The 19,275-nt window shown below is 40.5% G+C and carries 18 protein-coding genes; 6 read left to right on the top strand and 12 right to left on the bottom strand.

Features of this window, described 5'->3' with window-relative positions:
- Positions 1 to 51 precede the first annotated feature (51 nt).
- The 3 genes from BMW98_RS17745 to trxA are packed head-to-tail and all read right to left on the bottom strand — an operon-like array spanning position 52 to position 3,065.
- Positions 52 to 1,041, bottom strand: a complete 990-nt coding sequence (locus BMW98_RS17745) for a bifunctional methionine sulfoxide reductase B/A protein (protein ID WP_090260399.1) — start codon at positions 1,039 to 1,041, stop codon at positions 52 to 54.
- 49 nt (positions 1,042 to 1,090) lie between these two features.
- Positions 1,091 to 2,671, bottom strand: coding sequence for a TlpA family protein disulfide reductase (locus BMW98_RS17740; protein WP_090260397.1), 1,581 nt, complete (start codon positions 2,669 to 2,671; stop codon positions 1,091 to 1,093).
- A 34-nt stretch (positions 2,672 to 2,705) separates the two neighbouring features.
- On the bottom strand, positions 2,706 to 3,065 hold the full coding sequence (trxA, locus tag BMW98_RS17735; protein ID WP_090260395.1) for a thioredoxin: 360 nt from the start codon (positions 3,063 to 3,065) through the stop codon (positions 2,706 to 2,708).
- 113 nt (positions 3,066 to 3,178) lie between these two features.
- On the opposite strand from trxA, the gene BMW98_RS17730 reads away from it, so the two are divergent.
- Positions 3,179 to 3,754, top strand: coding sequence for a DUF429 domain-containing protein (locus BMW98_RS17730; RefSeq protein ID WP_139177663.1), 576 nt, complete (start codon positions 3,179 to 3,181; stop codon positions 3,752 to 3,754).
- Here BMW98_RS17730 and BMW98_RS17725 read toward each other — a convergent pair.
- The 5 genes from BMW98_RS17725 to BMW98_RS17705 all read right to left on the bottom strand — a co-directional run bounded on the left by BMW98_RS17725 (position 3,684) and on the right by BMW98_RS17705 (position 8,880).
- Complete coding sequence (locus tag BMW98_RS17725; RefSeq protein ID WP_162844612.1) at positions 3,684 to 4,880, bottom strand: glycosyltransferase family protein; 1,197 nt, start codon at positions 4,878 to 4,880, stop codon at positions 3,684 to 3,686. The two genes, BMW98_RS17730 and BMW98_RS17725, sit on opposite strands and share 71 nt — an antisense overlap.
- A 14-nt stretch (positions 4,881 to 4,894) precedes the next feature.
- Positions 4,895 to 5,737, bottom strand: a complete 843-nt coding sequence (locus tag BMW98_RS17720; protein ID WP_090260389.1) for a UDP-2,3-diacylglucosamine diphosphatase — start codon at positions 5,735 to 5,737, stop codon at positions 4,895 to 4,897.
- Positions 5,738 to 5,875: 138 nt separating this feature from the next.
- A complete protein-coding gene (locus BMW98_RS17715) occupies positions 5,876 to 6,112 on the bottom strand; it encodes an acyl carrier protein (protein WP_090260388.1) in 237 nt (78 codons plus the stop codon).
- A gap of 52 nt (positions 6,113 to 6,164) precedes the next feature.
- Positions 6,165 to 7,514, bottom strand: a complete 1,350-nt coding sequence (locus tag BMW98_RS17710; protein ID WP_090260386.1) for a sensor histidine kinase — start codon at positions 7,512 to 7,514, stop codon at positions 6,165 to 6,167.
- Positions 7,504 to 8,880, bottom strand: a complete 1,377-nt coding sequence (locus tag BMW98_RS17705; protein ID WP_090260384.1) for a sigma-54-dependent transcriptional regulator — start codon at positions 8,878 to 8,880, stop codon at positions 7,504 to 7,506. Before BMW98_RS17705 ends, BMW98_RS17710 begins: the two co-directional genes overlap by 11 nt.
- A 588-nt stretch (positions 8,881 to 9,468) precedes the next feature.
- Between BMW98_RS17705 and BMW98_RS17700 the strand changes: the two genes are divergently transcribed.
- The 3 genes from BMW98_RS17700 (at position 9,469) to BMW98_RS17690 (ending at position 12,910) form a co-directional block, all read left to right on the top strand.
- The gene (locus tag BMW98_RS17700; RefSeq protein ID WP_162844611.1) at positions 9,469 to 10,716 is read left to right on the top strand and encodes an efflux RND transporter periplasmic adaptor subunit; all 1,248 of its coding nucleotides are present in this window, start codon (positions 9,469 to 9,471) and stop codon (positions 10,714 to 10,716) included.
- 35 nt (positions 10,717 to 10,751) lie between these two features.
- Positions 10,752 to 11,465, top strand: coding sequence for an ABC transporter ATP-binding protein (locus BMW98_RS17695; protein ID WP_090260381.1), 714 nt, complete (start codon positions 10,752 to 10,754; stop codon positions 11,463 to 11,465).
- Between the two features lie 104 nt (positions 11,466 to 11,569).
- Complete coding sequence (locus tag BMW98_RS17690) at positions 11,570 to 12,910, top strand: TolC family protein (protein WP_139177660.1); 1,341 nt, start codon at positions 11,570 to 11,572, stop codon at positions 12,908 to 12,910.
- Here BMW98_RS17690 and BMW98_RS17685 read toward each other — a convergent pair.
- From BMW98_RS17685 to rsfS, 4 genes are all read right to left on the bottom strand, one after another.
- Positions 12,900 to 13,730, bottom strand: a complete 831-nt coding sequence (locus tag BMW98_RS17685; protein WP_090260378.1) for a hypothetical protein — start codon at positions 13,728 to 13,730, stop codon at positions 12,900 to 12,902. The genes BMW98_RS17690 and BMW98_RS17685 overlap by 11 nt on opposite strands.
- A complete protein-coding gene (locus BMW98_RS17680; RefSeq protein ID WP_090260376.1) occupies positions 13,690 to 14,451 on the bottom strand; it encodes a UDP-2,3-diacylglucosamine diphosphatase in 762 nt (253 codons plus the stop codon). Before BMW98_RS17680 ends, BMW98_RS17685 begins: the two co-directional genes overlap by 41 nt.
- A 93-nt stretch (positions 14,452 to 14,544) precedes the next feature.
- Positions 14,545 to 16,623 carry an ATP-dependent zinc metalloprotease FtsH gene (gene ftsH, locus BMW98_RS17675; protein ID WP_090260375.1) on the bottom strand — a complete coding sequence of 693 codons (2,079 nt, stop codon included), beginning with the start codon at positions 16,621 to 16,623 and terminating at the stop codon, positions 14,545 to 14,547.
- Positions 16,624 to 16,681: 58 nt separating this feature from the next.
- Positions 16,682 to 17,041: a ribosome silencing factor gene (gene rsfS, locus BMW98_RS17670; protein ID WP_090260373.1), complete on the bottom strand. Its 360-nt coding sequence runs from the start codon at positions 17,039 to 17,041 to the stop codon at positions 16,682 to 16,684.
- 108 nt (positions 17,042 to 17,149) lie between these two features.
- Here rsfS and BMW98_RS17665 point away from each other — a divergent pair, with 108 nt between their 5' ends.
- Both BMW98_RS17665 and ahcY read left to right on the top strand, forming a co-directional pair.
- Positions 17,150 to 17,857: a biotin--[acetyl-CoA-carboxylase] ligase gene (locus tag BMW98_RS17665; protein ID WP_139177656.1), complete on the top strand. Its 708-nt coding sequence runs from the start codon at positions 17,150 to 17,152 to the stop codon at positions 17,855 to 17,857.
- Between the two features lie 66 nt (positions 17,858 to 17,923).
- Positions 17,924 to 19,231 (top strand): adenosylhomocysteinase, encoded by a 1,308-nt coding sequence (gene ahcY, locus BMW98_RS17660; protein ID WP_090260369.1) that lies wholly within the window; start codon positions 17,924 to 17,926, stop codon positions 19,229 to 19,231.
- The last annotated feature ends 44 nt before the right edge of the window (positions 19,232 to 19,275 follow it).

The raw sequence follows: 19,275 nt of genomic DNA, 5'->3' as shown, positions 1-19,275 counted from the left end.
AGAATTTAATCTGATTACCTTCTTTCTGATAACTGATAACTACCTCCGCCTTTAGCGCTCTACTTCTGGCTTAAGTAACCCCGTGAACTGTGCTTTTAACTTTTGGATTTTAGGAGAGATAATGGCTGTGCAGTATGGCGCATTTTCATTTTGGTTGTAATAGTCTTTATGATAATCTTCCGCCTCATAAAATGCCATAAATTGGCTTAGCTCTGTTACAATTGGGTCGTCAAAATATTGTGCCATTTCATCCATTACTTGGGCAGCTATAGCTTGCTCTTGCTCGTCTTGATAGAAAATGACTGACCTATACTGCGTACCAACATCGTAACCTTGTCGGTTAAGTGTTGTTGGGTCGTGTGTTGTAAAGAATATGCGTAGCAGATCGGCAAGGCCGACCTGATCTTTATCGTAGGTAATTTTGATTACCTCGGCATGGCCAGTCCTTCCTGTCGTTATTTCACGATAAGTTGGGTTTTTAATCATACCGCCAGCGTAGCCAGAGACTACTGACTTCACACCTTTAACACGTTGAAAAACAGCTTCGGTACACCAAAAGCAGCCACCACCTAGTACAAGTGTAGCTTCTTTACGCTCTGTTTCGAGCAATTGCATGGAAGCTGAGTTAACGCAGTATCGTAGGCCGCTTGGCTCAGGCCCATCGGGAAAAACGTGCCCTTGGTGTGCATCGCACACATTGCACATTACCTCTACGCGCACCATACCATAGCTGGTGTCTTTTTCGTACTTAATAGCATTTTGCTTAACTGGTTGGGTGAAGCTCGGCCATCCCGTACCCGACTCAAATTTTACGCGTGAATCGAAAAGGGGGGTGCCACAGCAAACACAGCCGTAAAGCCCCGGCTCATGACGTTCGCAAAATTCACCAGTTCCAGCTCTTTCGGTTCCCTTTAATCGGGCAACCTGAAACTGACCAGGTGTGAGTATTTCTCTCCATTCTTCCTCAGATTTTTCTACTCTTCGGTCTGGAGCTGGGTTACCATTGTTGGTGAATTTTATTACGTCAATCCAAGTTAGCATAAGGGCAATATTAATGTGTTTTTAGCAACACAGCTAATAAGTAGAAAGTTTACTGTTGCCCCAAATATCGATTGAACTCCTGGATCAACTTTTCCTGCTCACTTGGTCGTGGGGCATCATTATTTACAAGCTTTCCATTTTTGTCGAAGATCATGTAACGAGGAATAAATTGAACAGCCAGTTCTTCCATGGTTTTGGAGTTATCGGCATTCGTTATTCTGTAATGCAGTCCAGTGTTTAATTGGTGTTTGGCAATGGCTTCTGACCATGGTTTTTCTTTTCGGTCGGTAGATAAGTAGATGAATTCAATGTTTTGGTCTGCAAGTGTTTTTTGTAGAGATTGGGAGCTTGGCATTTCTTTGATACATGGGACACACCAACTCGCCCAGAAATCAAGGTATATTGCTTTTCCGTTGTGCTGGGCAATAAGTTCTTTTAAGTTGAGTTTGTTTCCCTTGGTGTCTATTAACTCTAGCGCATCGTCTATTTCAAATTTAATGTTGTATTTAGAAATTAGCTTGTTGGTTAAAGCATCATCTGAAAAAGCATTTCTAAATTTGGTTAAGTACCTGAGTCTGTCTTCTATTGTAAAGGTGTTACCGTTCATTAAAATTTGCTCTAATAAGTTAAATTGTAAGTTCTTTTTTTCTTTTTCAGAATAGAGTGTCGACTTACCTACTGAGTCGTATAATGCTATATAGTTAGGCGTTCTAGAACCTCCTCCTTTACCATTACGTTCAATCATTTCATAGTCGAATTCTGAAAATACACTTGAATGCAAAATTCCTTGATATGCCATTGATCTTTCGATCCAATCTATCTCATTAGTTTTCTGCTTTAGGTTGTTTTCAAAAGTTGATACGAACTGTTTGATAGGGGTGCTTTGTTCCAGTTGGCCGATTGTTTCGATAGATTTTAGATAATTTTTGGCTTTCCAGTATAACTCTGAAAGCGCAGCTTGTTTGATAAGACTGTCGGTTTTTGAATAAACCTGTGAGTTATTGAAGTTGTTAATCAGGAACATGAATTCTCTATCCACATCTTGGGTTTTCTTCTTTTGATAGGTTTTCTCGTATTCTTGAAAGGAAGGCTTTGGACTTTCTAATTCTAACCATTCCGTATGCATTAGCATAAAATTTGAAATTTCAACACTTGGAGGGAAAGTTGAGTTGAAAAGACTGTCTCGAACTTTCATTTCAATATTAACTAAGCTATTATTCGTATTGCGATTAAGAATTGTGGCATGTGGTTTATTCCCATCGTATTCTATAATTACGGTATCACCTTTTGCAAAAAAGTAGGTAAGTCTGTCAAGGGCATTGTAGAGTAGTTTAACCTCGAGTACTTCTAGTTTGGTGGGTATTATAACTGTATCGGATTCAGCTCCAATCTCAAAGCGATACCTTTCAAGTACGGAGTTAGTATCAATAGCAGTAATCTCTTTCCCATTTTTAGCTAATGGCTTATAAGTGGAGGAACCGTTCTTAAGTTTAAATGAATTATGCGAGTGAGGGTTCTTAAAAATCAGGACAACCTGATTGGGTTTTTCTTCGGGTAGTTTTTCTTTGGTGCTTTCTTTTGAGCAACTCAAAATAATGAGGCACAAAAAAAGGAATGATGTGTGTTTCATTCCTTAATATAATGTTTTTGATGTTGTAAGTCTCTTATTCCGAAATCAATAGCTCGGTTTTAATCACATCTTCTAAAGCACTTTTAGGTAGGGCACCGGCTTGCATCATCGGTTGTTTGTTCATTGGAATAAACAAAATGCTTGGGATAGAGCGAATGCCAAACATACCACTAAGCTTTGTTTCGGCCTCGGTGTCAACTTTGTAAATGTCAATATCTGGATATTCATTAGAGAGTTCTTCGAAAATAGGAGCTACCATTTGGCATGGCCCACACCAGTCGGCATAAAAGTCAATTATAGCAGGCTTATCACCCCTAAATTTCCACTCTTTCTCGTTTTCGTAGTCAAATACGTTATTCTTAAAATCTTCTAATGTTAATTTCTTTGTTGCCATTTCTATTAGGTTTAAGCCATTAAACAGTCTGCTGTCGTATCAGTTCCATTAGGGAGCTAGAAAGGTAAGCTGGATTACAAAACAAAGAACATTAACAGGTAAAACAAGTGAATGTGATTGCGGGAATTGATTACGGCAGCAAAATGGCTGGCACAACTGCTATTGCCATTGTGGTTAATGGGCATTTACACTTGTTTAGTGCATTGAAGAATAGAGATGCTGATGCCTTTATTTCTAAGACTTTGCATGCAAATAAAGTTAACCTTGCCGGTATTGATGCACCACTTTCATTGCCAGAGGTTTATTCTGGTAGAGAATCTAAGGAGTACTTCTATAGGGCTTGTGATAAGGAATTAAGAGCCATGTCGCCTATGTTTTTGGGTGGGTTAACGGCACGCGCCATCAAGCTGAAAGCAGCGTTGGAAGGTGAAGGGGTTAAACTTATTGAGGTTTATCCGGCCTCAACAGCAAAAAGACTTCACCTTGAACAGTTCAATTATAAAAAGAAAGAAGCTGACTACGTGCAAATGCTCCAGATCCTACAGCCTGTTTTAAGCTTCAATAGCTTTGATGAACCCAAGAATAGCCATGAAATGGATGCTGTTTTGGCTTTGCACACTACTGTGCTGGCTGCTGATAATCAAGCTCAGGTGACTGGAAAAGCGTCTGAGGGTTTAATTTTCTTTTAATGGACTTCCAAAATGGTGTTCTAAAAAAGGTCACCCGTCTTTTACTTTGCTCGGGTACAAAGGCTTCAATTTCTTTAATGTGCATTGGCTTTGCCATATGCAGCCAATTATGAAATTGATCCGTTTTGTAAGCGCTGTGCTTGGTTATAAGGGTTAACAGTTTGCCAAGCTTAAACTTTTTGGCGGCTATTCCTGCCCCCACGCGCTCAGCATCCAATGCATTGCAGGCTTGCTCGTATTGCCCTTTTACCGGCACCATCATAATGGGTTTGCCTAGGTACATGGCTTCGCAAATCGATTCGAATCCGGCAGTGGATAGGTAACCCGAGCAGCTGGCCATGTAGGTTAAAAACTTCTGGTCGTTTAGGTGGTGGAAAGTAATGTTTTTTCTAGGCGACCATTCGTCTGGGTGTTCCTTGTTGTCCCAAAAGCAGTGGATCTTAATCTTCTTATTCTGCTCATGCCATTTCAGAATTTCATCACCATAGCCTTTGTTTACAACATAGGCTAAAATATGTCCTTCAGAGGTAGGTGCTAAGTTTTTTATCTCGCTTCGCAAAAGGGGGGGGACAACGCTCAGGTCTTTTTGATGTGAAGTTAAATAGTCGAATGAAAGCGCCAGTTTTTTATGGCTATTCATTGAGGTAAGAAAGTTGTTGAGCAAAAACATGCGTTTTTGCCATTTATTGGCTTTTGCGAAAGGGAAGCTAGGGTGGCTGGCCAAGTATTGGTGCGCCACCACTATGCGTTTAGCATCGGGGTTGGCAAACAGAAAATAGAAACCTCCGAGCATATCATAAAAGTTAATGATAGCGTCAGGCTTATGTGTTTTTACCAATTTGTTGATTCTACCTACTTCACGAGCAAAGACAGGCAGTTTCAAAAAGTTTCTGTAGAAGGTCTTCCATAGATTGATCGACTTGTTTTCTGCGTCAAAAAAGAAGTTGGGGCTTTCTACTGGATGAATAGGAGCAGTGGTTTTTTGCTTGAAATAGGCAGGTATTTCTCTGCGTTTGCTCGAGCCAATAACCATGGCACACACGGTGTGGCCTGCTGATTTTAGCATTTGCTCTAAAGCCATGGCTTGTGTCATGTGGCCACGACCCTCGCCTTGAATAATGAACATGATTTTCATAAGCGTTAGCCTACTTCTGTGTTTGGTGAAAAGTTGGTTTTTTGAAAGTAGTCTTTCAGGTCAATGGTTTTATCGTCCTCATTGTCCTTCTTGTCTTTTTCTTTTTTCTGATCAGAGTCAGAGTAGTAAACAAGGCTCCATTCTCCATTTTTGTCCTCAATTAGGGCGGTCATAGATTCTACCCAGTCGCCTGAGTTGAGGTAGTGCACTCCATCAATCTGCTTATTGGCAGGTTGGTGAATGTGGCCACAAATAATGCCATCGCAGCCTTTGTAGCGTGCCATGGAGGCCAGCTGGCTCTCGTAATCATCAATGTATTTTACGGCACGTTTTACCTTACCCTTAATCTTTTGCGAAAGAGAGTAATAGGGTAGTCCCTTTTTAAGCCTGCGGTAATTGTATTGGCGGTTTAGCCAAAGCAAGAAGGTGTAGCCAATGTCTCCTAATTTGGCAATCCACTTAAACTGAGAGGTGATTGAATCGAATATATCTCCGTGAACGATGTAGTATTTCTTGCCATTCGACTCGTAGGTCATGTCGCGGGCAATGTTCAGGTTACCCATTTTAAATGGTAAGATCTGATCTAAGAAATCGTCATGATTGCCACGAATGTAGGTCACTTTTGTGCCTTCATCCTCAATCATTTTTAGAATGCGCGTAAAGAATCGTGTGTGTTTACGCTTCCATTTGCCAGACTTTCTCAGCTGCCAACCATCAATGATGTCGCCATTAAGAATAAGGTTTTTGCACTTGTACTGCTTAAGAAATCGCACGAGCTCTTTTGCCTTAGAACCTTTGGTTCCGAGGTGTACGTCCGATATAACGATAGTTTTGCACTCATTTTTCACGGTCTGGGTATTTGGGGGTAAGGGTTAAGCACAATATACTTTTGGCGTTTAACCCAATAATGACCGCTGTTTTATGCGAATGCTACTATTCGAAAGCTTTGATTGTCAGTAGTTAACCTTAAAGTAATACTTGAAGGTCTAGCTGGTTTTCTCGGTAATGTATTCCACTGCCTGCCCAAGGGTTTGAAGGCGCTCGGCATCGTTGTCGGGTATGCGAATGTCGAAGGTTTGTTCGAATTCCATCACAATTTCTGCGTAGTCCAACGAGTCTATTCCGAGGTCTTTTATAAAGTTTGCATCTAGTGTGGCTTCTGTGCGTGCAATTCCAATTTTTTCAACCAAAATGTTTGTGATTTGCTCTTGGATTTCGCTCATAATAAATATGAATTAGATGGTTTTTGGAAGATAGTTTATTTCCTGAAAATTTCTAAAATCTTAGGGTAAATTCGGTTCCTTCATTAATCACAGATTTAACACTAATAGCGCCTCTGTGCTTACGCATAATTTGTTTAGAAAGGCTTAGCCCAATACCCGATCCTTGCTTTTTTGTGGTAAAGAAAGGGATGAAAATCTTGGTCAGTGCTTCCTCATCAATGCCCGAACCGTTGTCTCTAATGGTAATGGTTGGGCGATCGAATTCGTTCAAAAATGCATTAACAATTAGGTGTTTTTCACCTTCGTTTTCTTCAAGCGCATGTATGGCGTTTTGCAGAATGTTAATGAGTACCTGATCTATTAATTCCTTATCGATATTTAGTTTCAGGTTTTCTGGTGTGATTTTTAGCGAAACATTTATGCCACGAATGTCCATGTCGTGCTTTAACAGCACCTTCATGTGGTCCATTACTTTTGCTACTTCAATTTCCTGCAGTTTAGGTTCAGGAATCCTAGTGAGGTTTCTGAAATCAGAAACGAATCTAATCAAGCCAGCGCTACGTCTCTTAATGGTCTGAAGTGCCAAATAGATATCTTCCAGCTCGTCTTTTTCAATCGGTACATCATCTTCTACGTTATCAACCAAATTGGCCTCTACAGTAGAGGCTAGGGATGAAATTGGTGTAACCGAATTCATTATTTCATGGGTAAGCACGCGGATCAGGTTTTGCCAGGCTTCCATTTCCTTCTCTTCCAATTCGCTTTGAATGTTTTGAATGGAAACGAGCTTGAATTCTTCGCCACGAAGCACCAGTTCAATTACATAGATGGACAGCTGAATGCGGCTGCCTTCTACCGAAATCTCGACCAAATCGCTACCGCCTGTTTTGAGCTTTACCAGCGATTCTACCAGCTTTGGGCTGACTTTACTCAGCTCAAAAATATTGTTGATGTTTTCTATACCAATGAGTTTTTTGGCTGCGCTGTTAATAATCTGGATGTCTCCGAGCTTATTAAACGTAACCAAGCCAATGCCTACGTGCTGAACAATGGTGCGGAAGTAATGATAATTAGCCTCCTTTTCGGCACGGATTTCACGAAACTTTCTAATCACATTGTTAAACTCATTATAGAGTTCATTCATGGATTTACCTCTGCCCGAGGTAGGGTAGGTGGTCGTGAAATCATCATAGCGGATTGAACTGAGGAAATTGGCTATCTCGCGGTTCGATTTGTCGAGCACACGCAGCAGCAATGCCAGCTGAACAACAATCAGGATGCCCAGAAATACAATGTTTACCTGATTGCTGCTGGAATAGATAACATATGCCAGCGCAATTATTGAAACGGTAAGCCCAATTACCCGAAGTACAATGTTGAGGCGAAGATTCTTAAAGCCCATGTTTTTCTAGTCTGCGATAAAGAGAGGCACGGGTAAGGCCCAGCTCTTTGGCTGCCTTACTTATGTTGCCAGAATGTTTGTTGATGGCTTTCAGAATTACATTCTTTTCTACATCGTCAAGGTTAAGGTTGTCGCTAGCCTCGGTATTTGCATCAGCTTTTTGTACCAAAAAGAAAAAGTCATCTGGCATTAGTGCCTGACCATCGCTCATGATAATGGCACGTTCTATGGCGTGCTGAAGTTCTCTGATGTTTCCGGGCCAAGCATATTTCTCTAGCTTCTTCATGGTGGAAGGAGCAATCTTCTTTGTTGGTTTTCTGTACTTATCGCAATAAACTTTTACAAAGTGACTGGCAAGCAGTTCAATGTCGCCTTGTCTATCTCTAAGCGGTGGCAAATGAATTTCTACTGTGTTGATTCTGTACAATAAATCTTGGCGGAATGTGTTTTCAGAAACCATTTCATAAACCGGCATATTGGTGGCGCAGATCAAACGGATGTCTACATCTATTGGCTTATTTGCTCCAATACGGGTTACTTGCCTGCCTTGTAAAGCGGTAAGTAGCTTAGATTGCAAGGGCATGCTTAGGTTGCCTATTTCATCTAAAAACAGAGATCCGTTAGAGGCCACTTCGAACCTACCGGCACGGTCTTCTTTGGCATCGGTAAAGGCACCTTTTTTATGGCCGAATAATTCACTCTCAAAGAGTGTTTCGGTAATGGCGCCCATATCTACTCCCACAAAAACATTGTCTTTGCGCAGCGACCGCTGGTGAATGGCTCTTGCTACTAGCTCTTTACCAGTACCATTCTCTCCTAGAATTAAAACATTGGCATCGGTACCTGCCACCTTATCTATAATGCTAAACACATTCTTCATGGCGGGGCTATCGCCAATAATGTCTTTAAACGATTTATTGATATCGTCTTCAAGCTGTTTTTTAGCGCTTTTTAGCTTGCTTACCTCTTTGTATGATTGCTTGAGTTTGATGGCTGCAGAAAGCGTAGCTAGTAGTTTTTCGTTTTGCCATGGCTTTAGTACAAAGTCTGTGGCACCTTCTTTCAGTGCTTTTACGGCCATTTCAACATCACCAAAAGCTGTTATTAGAATTACTACGGCTTGAGGATCGGCTTCCAAGATTTGTTCTAACCAATAAAACCCTTCTTTACCACTAGTGGTATCCTTGCTAAAGTTCATGTCTAACAGGATTACATCGTAGGTTCCGTTGTTCATCAAAAACGGAATCTTCTTAGGGTTCTTTTCTATTATAACTTCCTTGGCGTGCTTTTTTAGCAAAAGTTTTGCTGCTATCAACACATCCTCATCATCATCTATAATTAATATTTTGCCTAGTTCCTTATCCACGGTAGTTAATTTAATAATGGGTTGGTATGCTTAAATGGTGCCAACTGCATATACAGCTTCAAAATAGTGTTTTTTTGTTTAACGCTGTACGGTATTGAGATGAAATATGAACGTAATCGAACAGTTTTTATGCCGGCTGACTAGATAAGAAGTAGGACTATTGTCATTGTGTCAATATGACGAAATGAAGTTTGAATTTGCTTAAAGCAAGTGCCTACATATATTTCCTGCTTTTCGTGTAAAATATTGATTGAATGAACTATCGATATTTTGCAGATGTTATTTATGTGCTTATATTGCACTCGTTGTTTTGAATTAATTGCATATTAATTCAGATATTTTGAGTTTTTGACCTTTGGGCTCGATTCTGACCAAATCGAGCCTTTTTTTATGCCCATACTTTTCTGGTCTACCCCTTCTCTCTCTTAAAAAGTGTTCATTTCCGATCAGGTGTTGTTTTAATTCTGTACACTTTGATGCAACCATTAATATGTGATTGTAGTCTATTAGGTTGATTATAAGGTTTTTATAAAAGTGGCATCCTTGTTGTCATCTGGCATGCGGATTAGAAAACACGACCTTAATAACATGGATAGAAAAATCAAGAAGAGTAAGTTTACCCCCAAACGAATAATCACTGTAGTGGGAATTGGGGCAATACTATTTTTAATACTCTATGTATTCGTTTTAGCAGACAATTCTTCGAAGCTTAATGTAGAGTTGGATAAAATTAGTGTAGCGGCAGTTACAGAAGGGCCATTTCAAGAGTATATTCCAATAGAGGGTACCGTTCAGCCTAAAACCACTATTTTCTTAGATGCCAAAGTGGGAGGAAATGTTCAAGAAAAACTTTTAGAAGGAGGGGTTGCTGTAACAAAGGGAGATACAATTCTAAAACTAGAAAACAGTAGTCTTGAAATGAGTTACATCAACCAACAGACACAAACTAATAGGTTGAGAAACGAAATTGAAAACACTAACAATGGATTACAGCAGTCCCTGTTTAATTCCAAGGCACGGGTAATTACGTTGGATTTTGATATTGATGAGGCTAAAGATCAGTTAATGAGAACTGAACAGCTCTACAAGGATCAAGTAGCAACTGAACAGCAATATTTAAATGCGAAAAGGCAATACAACAGACTTCTTGCTACTAGAGAGAATACCCTAAAGCAAATGGAGTTTGATTCTATAAACTCAGTTACTCAAGTGAAGCAAAACGAACAGCGTTTGGTGACTTCTCAAGAGAGTTTGGAAATTGTTAGGGGTCAGCTTAATGATCTTTGGGTAACGGCTCCGATTGATGGGTTGCTTTCTACTGTAAATGCTGAAATTGGACAGTCTATTGGACAAGGAACTACCATTGCACAGATAGATGATTTAGATGGTTTTAAGATTTCTGCAAATGTAGATCAGCATTATTTGCCAAGAGTTTATGAAGGCTTGGTAGGTACTTATGACTTTGCGGGACAAACCTATAGCTTAGAGATTAGAAAAAAATTCCCGGAGATCATCAATGGACAATTTGTGGTGGAAATGATAGGAGAAATTCCTGAAGGCGTTCGTAGAGGACAAACCATCTCTATCAGGCTACAGCTTAGCGAAGAGAAAAACGCTATTCAGATACCTCGTGGTAGCTTCTTCCAAACTACTGGTGGTAACTGGATATTCGTACTAAATGAAGATGAATCAGAGGCAGTTAGAAGAAATATCCGCATCGGAAACCAGACTCCAAGACACTACGAAGTGCTAGAAGGCTTGAGACCTGGAGAAAAAGTTATATTTTCATCTTATGATGGGTATGATGACAAGGATAAACTCGTAATCAAGAAATAACTAATTAATTCATAACAACTATTAACAATCAAATCATGGAAAACAACAAGAATCTAATCACTACAAAAGGGCTGAAGAAGTTCTATTACACAGATGAAATAGAGACTACAGCACTTAACAACGTAAACCTTGAAATTAAAGAGGGTGAATTTGTAGCAGTGATGGGGCCGTCTGGTTGTGGTAAATCAACCTTACTAAACATTATTGGTCTATTGGACAATCCTTCTGAAGGAGAGTTCTTTTTTTACGATGAAGAGGTCTCAAAATATTCTGAAAGACAAAGAGCAGAGCTAAGAAAAAGAAACATTGGTTTCGTATTCCAGAGCTTTAACCTGATTGACGAGCTTACTGTTTATGAAAACGTAGAGCTTCCTTTGATCTACTTGAAATTCCCTGCTTCAGAAAGAAAAAAGAGAGTAGAAGAAGTACTAGAGCAAATGCAGATTATGCATAGAAAAGACCACTTCCCTCAACAATTGTCTGGTGGTCAGCAGCAGAGGGTAGCGGTAGCAAGAGCGGTAGTAGCACAGCCTAATCTAATTCTTGCCGATGAGCCTACTGGTAACTTAGACTCAACAAACGGTCAAGAAGTAATGACGCTTTTGAGCGATTTGAATGCCGGTGGAACTACTGTGATTATGGTAACTCACTCTGCAACAGATGCTGAGTACGCACACAGAGTAATCAACTTGTTCGATGGTCAAGTAGTATCGGAGAACATCAATTCCAAAGAAAACTCTTTAGTCTAATCTAGACTGAAAATATAGATCATTTGCCCGAAAGGGCAGATGGTTTTCAAGGTCGCTTTTCAGTGGCCTGGCTAACTATTGCCAAAAGGATAGAAAAAACTGTTATGAAAAAAACATTATACACCGCCATTCTTTCTTTGTTTGCGCTGGCCAATGTTCAGGCACAAACAACGCTAACATTGGAAGAGTGCATCAACATTGCCTTGGAGAACAACCTCAGTTTGAAAAGGGCAAGAAACAGCTCAATTAGTGCGAAGGCGCAAATGGTGCAAAGCAAGATGAATTTCCTGCCATCATTGAGTGCTGGGGCATCTTACAATTGGAATGAAGGTCTTCAGTTTGACCAGACCTCTGGTAACCTAGTAAATACTACCACGCTTTCGGGAGGTGGTTCGCTAAATGCCAGTATGGTTATTTTTAATGGTATGTCGAATATTTATAATGCCCAACGTGCCAACTTTCAATATCAGGCGGCTGAAGAAACTGTGCGTAATACAGAGTTGCAAACGGAGCGAGATGTGGTTGTAGCATTTTTGGACCTTATTTCGACAAGGGAGCAGCTTAAAATTGCTAACCAAACCAATGACCTTTACAAGGAGCAGTTGGAAAGAGAGGAGAAGCGAGAAAGAGCTGGTGTTGGCAACATGGAGCAAGTTTACAACTTCCGTTCTCAGATTGCTCAGCAAGAGCTGATTATTGTAACACGTCAGAACCAACTTCAATCACAAGAACTTCGCTTGATACAACTGCTATTGTTAGACCCTTCTGACAACTATGAGTTTGCAGGGATAACAGTAAATGATGCAGAGTTGGAAGCCGAACTTGAGGCTTATGCGACTGTTTATGACAATGCACGTGAGTTTTCTCCAAGCCTAAGGTCTGCAGAGCTGGCACTTCAAGCTTCAAAGAAGAGTTATAGACAATCTCAGTTTACTTGGATGCCTTCTCTATCAGTGGGGGCGAGTTATGGTACTGGATGGTCTTCAAACGTAAAGGCGCAAGATGGTACTGTATTGGATTTAAGTGACCAGTTTAGAAATAATGAGTATAAATCAGCTGGACTGAATCTTAATATTCCCCTTTTTACTCGTTTTCAGAACAGAACACAAATGCAAGTGTCTAAGATCAACTATTTAAACTCAGAGCTAACCTTGCAAGACACAGAAAACCAACTGAGAAACCAAGTACAACAGGCTTATTTAGACTTGTTGAATGCGAAGTCTACTTATGCTGCAGCCAAGGAAAGTCTGGTCAACTTGGAGACCTCTTTTGAGTTCTCTAAGACCCGTTATGATAACGGAACTGTAGATTTTGTGACTTACCTAGAAAATGTGAATGCACGAAACGTAGGTGAATTAACGCTGACACAATCTAAATACGCAATTCTTATTCGTCAGATGGTGCTGGATATTTACACCGGACAGTTTGAGCTAGCTAATAAGTAATAGAAAATACCTGGAGTTTGTTGGCGGTAACTCCAAATAATTGATTGTTTTCCATAAGTACAAAGCCAAATGAGAGGTCAGTTTTGACCTCTTTTTTTTGCTGGTTATAAATGTGCTTTAAAGTCAGTTTGCCATCCGTATGGTAAATGAGCTGATCTTTGTAAAAAGAGAAAAAGGCAACTCCCTTTGCTGGAATGGTTTCTAAATAGGAACCGAGGTTGTCAAAAACCGCAATGCCATAGTTGGGGTCTGCAATAAAAATCAAATTCTGATAGGCCCGAATAAATGTTGGGTTTAACTCATCTACATTTAGAATAAGGTTAAGTCTGTTTTCGAAAATCACCTCATTAATAATCAGGTCTTGTTTACTAAGCGTTTGTGTGGTGGTGTTGAAGCTCCACAGCGTGCGGTCGTTTTCAATGGTTGCCAAGCCAGAAAAATCTAGACCTGATGTTGCGCTTACTGAATAGCGTTCTGAGCTGTTCATGAACCTGTCCAGAAAGTAATATTCTTGATAAGGCGCAGAGTAAACAAAAGTTTTTAACCCTAACCACGATTCTAAAAGTGTAATATTGAAGCGCTTTGGGGGAGAAAAGGTATAGAGTAGTTCGCCTTTTTGGCTGTACTTGGTTACATCTCCGTTGCCGTAGCCAAAGTATATATTGCCAGTTCTGTCAATGGAAGCAGCAACAGGTTTGTCGGTGAGTGTGTATTCCGCAGTCTTGGTTAGTTTCTGTCCAAAGGCCTGCTGAACAAAGATGAGGGCTATGATAAAAGTGCTAAGCCTCAAAAGTTTTAAGCGCAATCTTACCATTTTCATATACCGCATAAGTGTAGTTGCTAAGCCATTCACCCAAGTTAATGTAGCGACTTGTGGCACTTACTTCCAAATCGAGCGGTAAATGTCTGTGGCCGAATATATAGTAATCTCTGTGTTGTAGCTGCTCTTGCTCTTTGGCGTATGTCCATAACCATTCGCCTTCGCCTAAAAACTTCTGTTCTTGATTTACGGCCTGAGCTCGACTTCTTCCCGACCAAAAATTAGCTAAGCCCATGCCTATATCGGGGTGTAGCCACTTAAAGCACCATTGGAAAAATCGGTTGGTAAAAACCTTTTTCAAGAATTTGTAGCCGCTATCTCCAGGCCCAAGTCCATCGCCATGGCCTACTAATACGCGAGTGTCATTTATCTGTAGGTCAATCGGGTTGTAGTGAACTTTAGCGCTAAGCTCCTTTTCTAAGTAACCAAACATCCATAAATCGTGGTTGCCGGTAAATATATGTAGTTCAATTCCCTTATCAGAAAGGCTTGCTAGTTTGCCCAAAAAGCGTGTAAAACCCTTTGGGATCGTATAGCCGTACTCAAACCAAAAGTCGAACAAATCGCCAACCAAAAAGATAGCAGACGCGTCTTTCTCGCATTCCGTTAACCATCGAATGATTTTTTGCTCTCTTTCTTTACTCGCAGCGGGAGTTGGAACCCCCAAATGAAAATCGGATGCGAAGTAAATTTTTTGGTCTGAATTTGGTGTAAGCTTCATTTATTGAAGAAAAATCAAATATTATGATTCGGTTTGAAATAAAAAAATCAGGCCGAAACCAGCCTGATTTTAATCTATTGAGATAAGGTGTTTTTAATCTTTTTTCTCTTCGCTATCGCTTGCTGAAGTTTCTTCAGAAGTAACTTCTTCAACTACCTCTGCGGAGGTATCTACAGTTTCTTCATCAGACTTGTCTTTACCGTTGTTGGTATAGGCCTGATAAGTCGTTTCTTTTTCAAAAGGTCTCTTACCAATCAAGCCTTCAAGGTCAGATTGGAAGATGATTTCTTTGTCCAAAAGCTCCTTAGCCAATACCTCAAGCTGCTCACGTTTTTCAGTTAGCAACTGCTTTGTTCTTTGGTATGCTTGGTCTACAATTTTCTTAACCTCTTCGTCAATCGTTTTGGCGGTTGCTTCCGAGTATGGTTTAGAATAACTGTATTCGCTTTGTTTCGAATCGTAGAATGAGATGTTTCCGATCTTATCATTCATTCCGTAAACCGTAACAATGCTATAGGCTACTTTGGTTACTCGTTCTAAGTCACTAAGCGCGCCAGTCGAAATTTTGCCAAAAATGATTTCTTCTGCAGCTCTACCACCTAGCGTCATGCACATTTCGTCCATCAGCTGTTCTGTTTGGTAAAGGAATTGCTCTTTCGGCAAGTACTGTGCGTAGCCAAGTGCTGCAACACCACGTGGCACAATTGATACTTTCACCAATGGATCGGCATGCTCCAAGAACCAGCCAGCTACTGCGTGGCCAGCCTCGTGGTAGGCAACAATTTTCTTCTCTTCAGGAGAAATGATTTTGTTCTTCTTTTCCAAACCACCAATTACACGGTCAATTGCGTCTTGGAAGTCCGACATATCAACAGCCTTTTTGTCTTTACGAGCGGCAATAAGTGCTGCTTCATTACAAACGTTGGCTATCTCAGCACCTGCAAAACCAGGGGTTTGTGCCGAAAGTTTCTTAGGATCAACGTCCTTTTCAAGCTTAATTGGCTTAAGGTGAACCTTGAAAATGGCTTCTCTACCAACAATATCGGGTTTGTCAATACTGATTTGTCTATCGAAACGGCCTGGTCTTAACAGGGCATTATCTAGTACATCAGGTCTGTTGGTCGCTGCCAAAATGATAACACCTGAATCTGTCGCGAAACCGTCCATCTCTACCAAAAGTGAGTTGAGTGTGTTTTCGCGCTCATCGTTCGAGCCAGGCATTTGTCCTTTGCCGCGTGAACGACCGATTGCATCAATCTCATCGATAAACACAATACATGGTGCTTTTTCTTTGGCTTGCTTAAATAAGTCTCTTACACGTGCTGCTCCCACACCCACAAACATTTCCACAAAATCGGAACCTGAAAGTGAGAAGAAAGGCACGCCCGCTTCACCTGCTACGGCTTTGGCTAATAAGGTTTTACCTGTTCCCGGAGGGCCTACTAGTAGGGCACCCTTAGGGATTTTACCACCTAACTTGGTGAATTTTGAAGGGTTCTTTAAGAATTCAACGATCTCACGAACCTCTTCTTTAGCTTCATCTAGGCCGGCAACATTTCCAAAAGTGATTTTTACTTTATTCTCTGCATCGAACAAGGCTGCGCGCGATTTTCCAATGTTGAAAATCTGTCCGCCAGGGCCTGCGTTTCCAGTCATTCTTCTCATCATTAACCAAAAGAAAAGGATAATGATGATGAGGAAGCCCCAAGTACCTAAGAACTCCATTACGGTAGTTCTAGTGTCAAATTCAACAGGGATTTGCTGTTCTTTGGCAATACCGTTATTGTCTAAAAATTCGGTGTAGTACTCGCTAAACTTATCTGCTGACGAGAAGTAGTTTTTCAATACATAATGCGGGCCTTGAGATATGCCGAATAAGCTGTTGTTTTCTAATTCAGTTTTATACTTGGCGTTGCTTAGTGCATCTTGCTTTAATGTAACCTCTACATTGGTTTGGTTCTTTATAAATACAACCTTAGCTACATCATTGCTTTTAATCATCTCCTCAAAGCGAGAAGGTGTAATTGCAATACCAGATCCTTGATTGGTTAAAAAGGAAATGGCAAAAAACACAATAATTAGCGTAATGAATATCCAAACCTGATTGTTAGGCTTCTTATTCCCCGGGCCTGGGGTAGGTAAAATGTTTTTCTTTCTTGGTTTATCAGGCATTCTGCTTTTCTTTTCGATAAAATAAAACCTTTTCTTTAACGCTTACCGAACGATAATGTTAGCGTTGTGTAGTGTTAATTTCGCTTATTACCGCATCACCCCAGAGCTCTTCTAAGGCAAAAAATGCGCGTTTGTCTTTTTTGAAAACATGTGCCACTACGTTCACATAGTCTATAAGTATCCATTCGCGGTTTGTGAAACCTTCTTTTCTCCATGGATTTTCTTTTGAGGCTTTATGAACCTCTTTCTCAATTGATTCTGCTATGGCTTGAATTTGTGTGTCAGAGTTTCCGGAACACAACACGAAGAAATCGCTTACGGCCCCTTTTACTTTACGAAGGTCCATCAGTACAATGTCTTCGGCCTTCATATCTTCCATACCCTTCACTACCAGGCTGCTAAGTTCTTCTGATTTCATTAAAATGATTCTGCGCTATTTTTATTTTCTTTGGCGTCTAAAACTACGAAAAATTCATTGTACAAAATTCTTGCTAACAGCTTATTTCTAGGAAAGCAGATAGTTTACATGCCAACATGTCATTCAACTAATGACACCGCCAGAGAGCATGTCAGGAATACTGCCACCATTGAAGGTGCGGTTTTTATAACCGATGACCAAACACAGGGCAAAGGCCAGCGTGGCAATAGCTGGGAAGCCAAGCCAGGCGAAAACCTGACTTTTTCGGTTGTGCTGACGCCTACTTTTCTCAAGGCCGATAAGCAGTTCTTTCTCAATATTGTTGCTTCATTGGCTGTAAACGATACAATTGAGGCGTTTTTGCCAAACGATCAGGCACTAGTTAAATGGCCAAACGATGTATACTTAAATGGTGGGAAGGTAGCTGGAATACTCGTTGAAAATGCTTTTCAAGGGAGTAGGCTTTCCAGTACGGTTGTAGGGATTGGCCTTAATGTGAATCAACTGAGTTTTAAAGTGAATACGGCTACTTCATTGGCCAAAGAGGCAGGCAGTGCTTTCGGCTTAGAGGAAGTACTACATTCATTACTTATGAATTTAGAAAAGTACTATCTGCAGCTTAAGCGTGAACAGTACGACTTATTGAAGGAAGCTTATTATGGTAAGTTGCTCGGTTATGCGCAAACCAGAAAGTATTTAGCCGAATATGAATTTGAAGGAAAAATAACAAGGGTAGAAGATTCTGGTTATTTAATAATTGAATCGAAACAAGGAGAGCACCGCTTTGATTTTAAGGAAGTTCAGTTCTTGTTTTGAAGTTTGGGTAATAATTGAAAAATCTTTTGGCAAGTACTACCTTTGCCGAGCAAAATAACGATAACGATGCAAGAAACAGGAATAGCATACAAGGTAAAAGACATAAACCTCGCAGATTGGGGTAGAAAAGAAATTCAATTGGCAGAGGCAGAAATGCCAGGCTTAATGTCGCTAAGAGAAGAATATGGTGCTAGCAAGCCTCTTGCGGGTGCTAGAATTGCCGGCTGTTTACACATGACAATTCAGACTGCAGTTTTGATTGAAACTTTAGTTGAACTTGGTGCTGAAGTTACCTGGTCTTCTTGTAATATTTTCTCTACTCAAGATCATGCTGCTGCTGCTATTGCACAAGCTGGTATTCCGGTATTTGCTTGGAAAGGCATGAACGAAGAAGAATTCGACTGGTGTATTGAGCAAACGCTTCATGCTTTTGAAGGCGGCAAGCCATTGAACATGATTCTAGATGATGGTGGTGATTTGACCAACATGGTACTAGACCAGTTCCCTCAGTTGGTACCAGATATCAAAGGGCTTTCTGAAGAAACCACTACGGGTGTTCACAGACTTTACGAAAGAATGAAGAAAGGTACACTTCCAATGCCTGCCATTAACGTAAACGACTCTGTAACTAAGTCTAAATTCGATAATAAATACGGTTGTAAGGAATCTTTGGTAGATGCCATTAGAAGAGCTACAGATGTAATGTTAGCAGGTAAAGTGGCTGTTGTTGCTGGTTATGGCGATGTTGGTAAAGGTTCTGCTGCTTCTTTGAGAGGTGCTGGCGTAAGAGTGATTGTTACTGAAATTGATCCAATCTGTGCTTTGCAAGCCGCAATGGACGGCTTCGAGGTGAAGAAAATGGACGATGCAGTAAAAAGAGCTGATATTGTGGTTACTGCAACTGGTAATAAGGACATTATTGCTGAAAGACACTTTAGAGCGATGAAGGACAAAACCATCGTTTGTAATATCGGTCACTTCGATAATGAAATCGATATGGCTTGGTTGAATGGTACTTTTGGCGATACTAAAATTGAGATCAAACCTCAGGTTGACCTATACAATATTGAAGGAAACGATATTATTGTTTTGGCTGAAGGTCGTTTGGTGAATTTGGGTTGTGCTACTGGTCACCCATCGTTTGTAATGTCGAACTCATTTACCAACCAAACTTTGGCTCAACTTGAACTTTGGACAAACACTGCGGCTTATGAAAACGCAGTTTACACGTTGCCAAAGCACTTGGATGAGAAGGTTGCAGCACTTCACTTAGAGAAAATTGGTGTAGAGTTAGATACGCTTTCTGAAGATCAGGCATCATACATTGGTGTTACTGTTGAAGGACCATTCAAGCCAGAGCACTACAGATATTAATAGTATTGAAACTTATAAGAGAAAGGCTCCATTTGGAGCCTTTT

Origin of the sequence: Roseivirga pacifica, assembly GCF_900111145.1 — a bacterium.
In the GTDB taxonomy this organism is placed as follows: Bacteria; Bacteroidota; Bacteroidia; order Cytophagales; family Cyclobacteriaceae; genus Roseivirga; species Roseivirga pacifica.
The sequence above is the reverse complement of the archived record's forward strand: the minus strand, read 5'-3'. Positions and strand labels throughout refer to the sequence as shown.

Excerpts from the sequence above, each read along its gene's own strand:
- BMW98_RS17680 (WP_090260376.1), bottom strand. The coding sequence starts at position 14,451 with ATGAAGCTTACACCAAATTCAGACCAAAAAATTTACTTCGCATCCGAT.
- trxA (WP_090260395.1), bottom strand. The coding sequence starts at position 3,065 with ATGGCAACAAAGAAATTAACATTAGAAGATTTTAAGAATAACGTATTT.
- BMW98_RS17745 (WP_090260399.1), bottom strand. The coding sequence starts at position 1,041 with ATGCTAACTTGGATTGACGTAATAAAATTCACCAACAATGGTAACCCA.
- BMW98_RS17700 (WP_162844611.1), top strand. The coding sequence starts at position 9,469 with ATGGATAGAAAAATCAAGAAGAGTAAGTTTACCCCCAAACGAATAATC.
- BMW98_RS17710 (WP_090260386.1), bottom strand. The coding sequence starts at position 7,514 with ATGGGCTTTAAGAATCTTCGCCTCAACATTGTACTTCGGGTAATTGGG.
- BMW98_RS17725 (WP_162844612.1), bottom strand. The coding sequence starts at position 4,880 with ATGTTCATTATTCAAGGCGAGGGTCGTGGCCACATGACACAAGCCATG.
- BMW98_RS17665 (WP_139177656.1), top strand. The coding sequence starts at position 17,150 with ATGCCAACATGTCATTCAACTAATGACACCGCCAGAGAGCATGTCAGG.
- BMW98_RS17685 (WP_090260378.1), bottom strand. The coding sequence starts at position 13,730 with ATGAAAATGGTAAGATTGCGCTTAAAACTTTTGAGGCTTAGCACTTTT.
- BMW98_RS17740 (WP_090260397.1), bottom strand. The coding sequence starts at position 2,671 with ATGAAACACACATCATTCCTTTTTTTGTGCCTCATTATTTTGAGTTGC.
- rsfS (WP_090260373.1), bottom strand. The coding sequence starts at position 17,041 with ATGAAATCAGAAGAACTTAGCAGCCTGGTAGTGAAGGGTATGGAAGAT.
- BMW98_RS17695 (WP_090260381.1), top strand. The coding sequence starts at position 10,752 with ATGGAAAACAACAAGAATCTAATCACTACAAAAGGGCTGAAGAAGTTC.
- ftsH (WP_090260375.1), bottom strand. The coding sequence starts at position 16,623 with ATGCCTGATAAACCAAGAAAGAAAAACATTTTACCTACCCCAGGCCCG.
- ahcY (WP_090260369.1), top strand. The coding sequence starts at position 17,924 with ATGCAAGAAACAGGAATAGCATACAAGGTAAAAGACATAAACCTCGCA.
- BMW98_RS17690 (WP_139177660.1), top strand. The coding sequence starts at position 11,570 with ATGAAAAAAACATTATACACCGCCATTCTTTCTTTGTTTGCGCTGGCC.
- BMW98_RS17715 (WP_090260388.1), bottom strand. The coding sequence starts at position 6,112 with ATGAGCGAAATCCAAGAGCAAATCACAAACATTTTGGTTGAAAAAATT.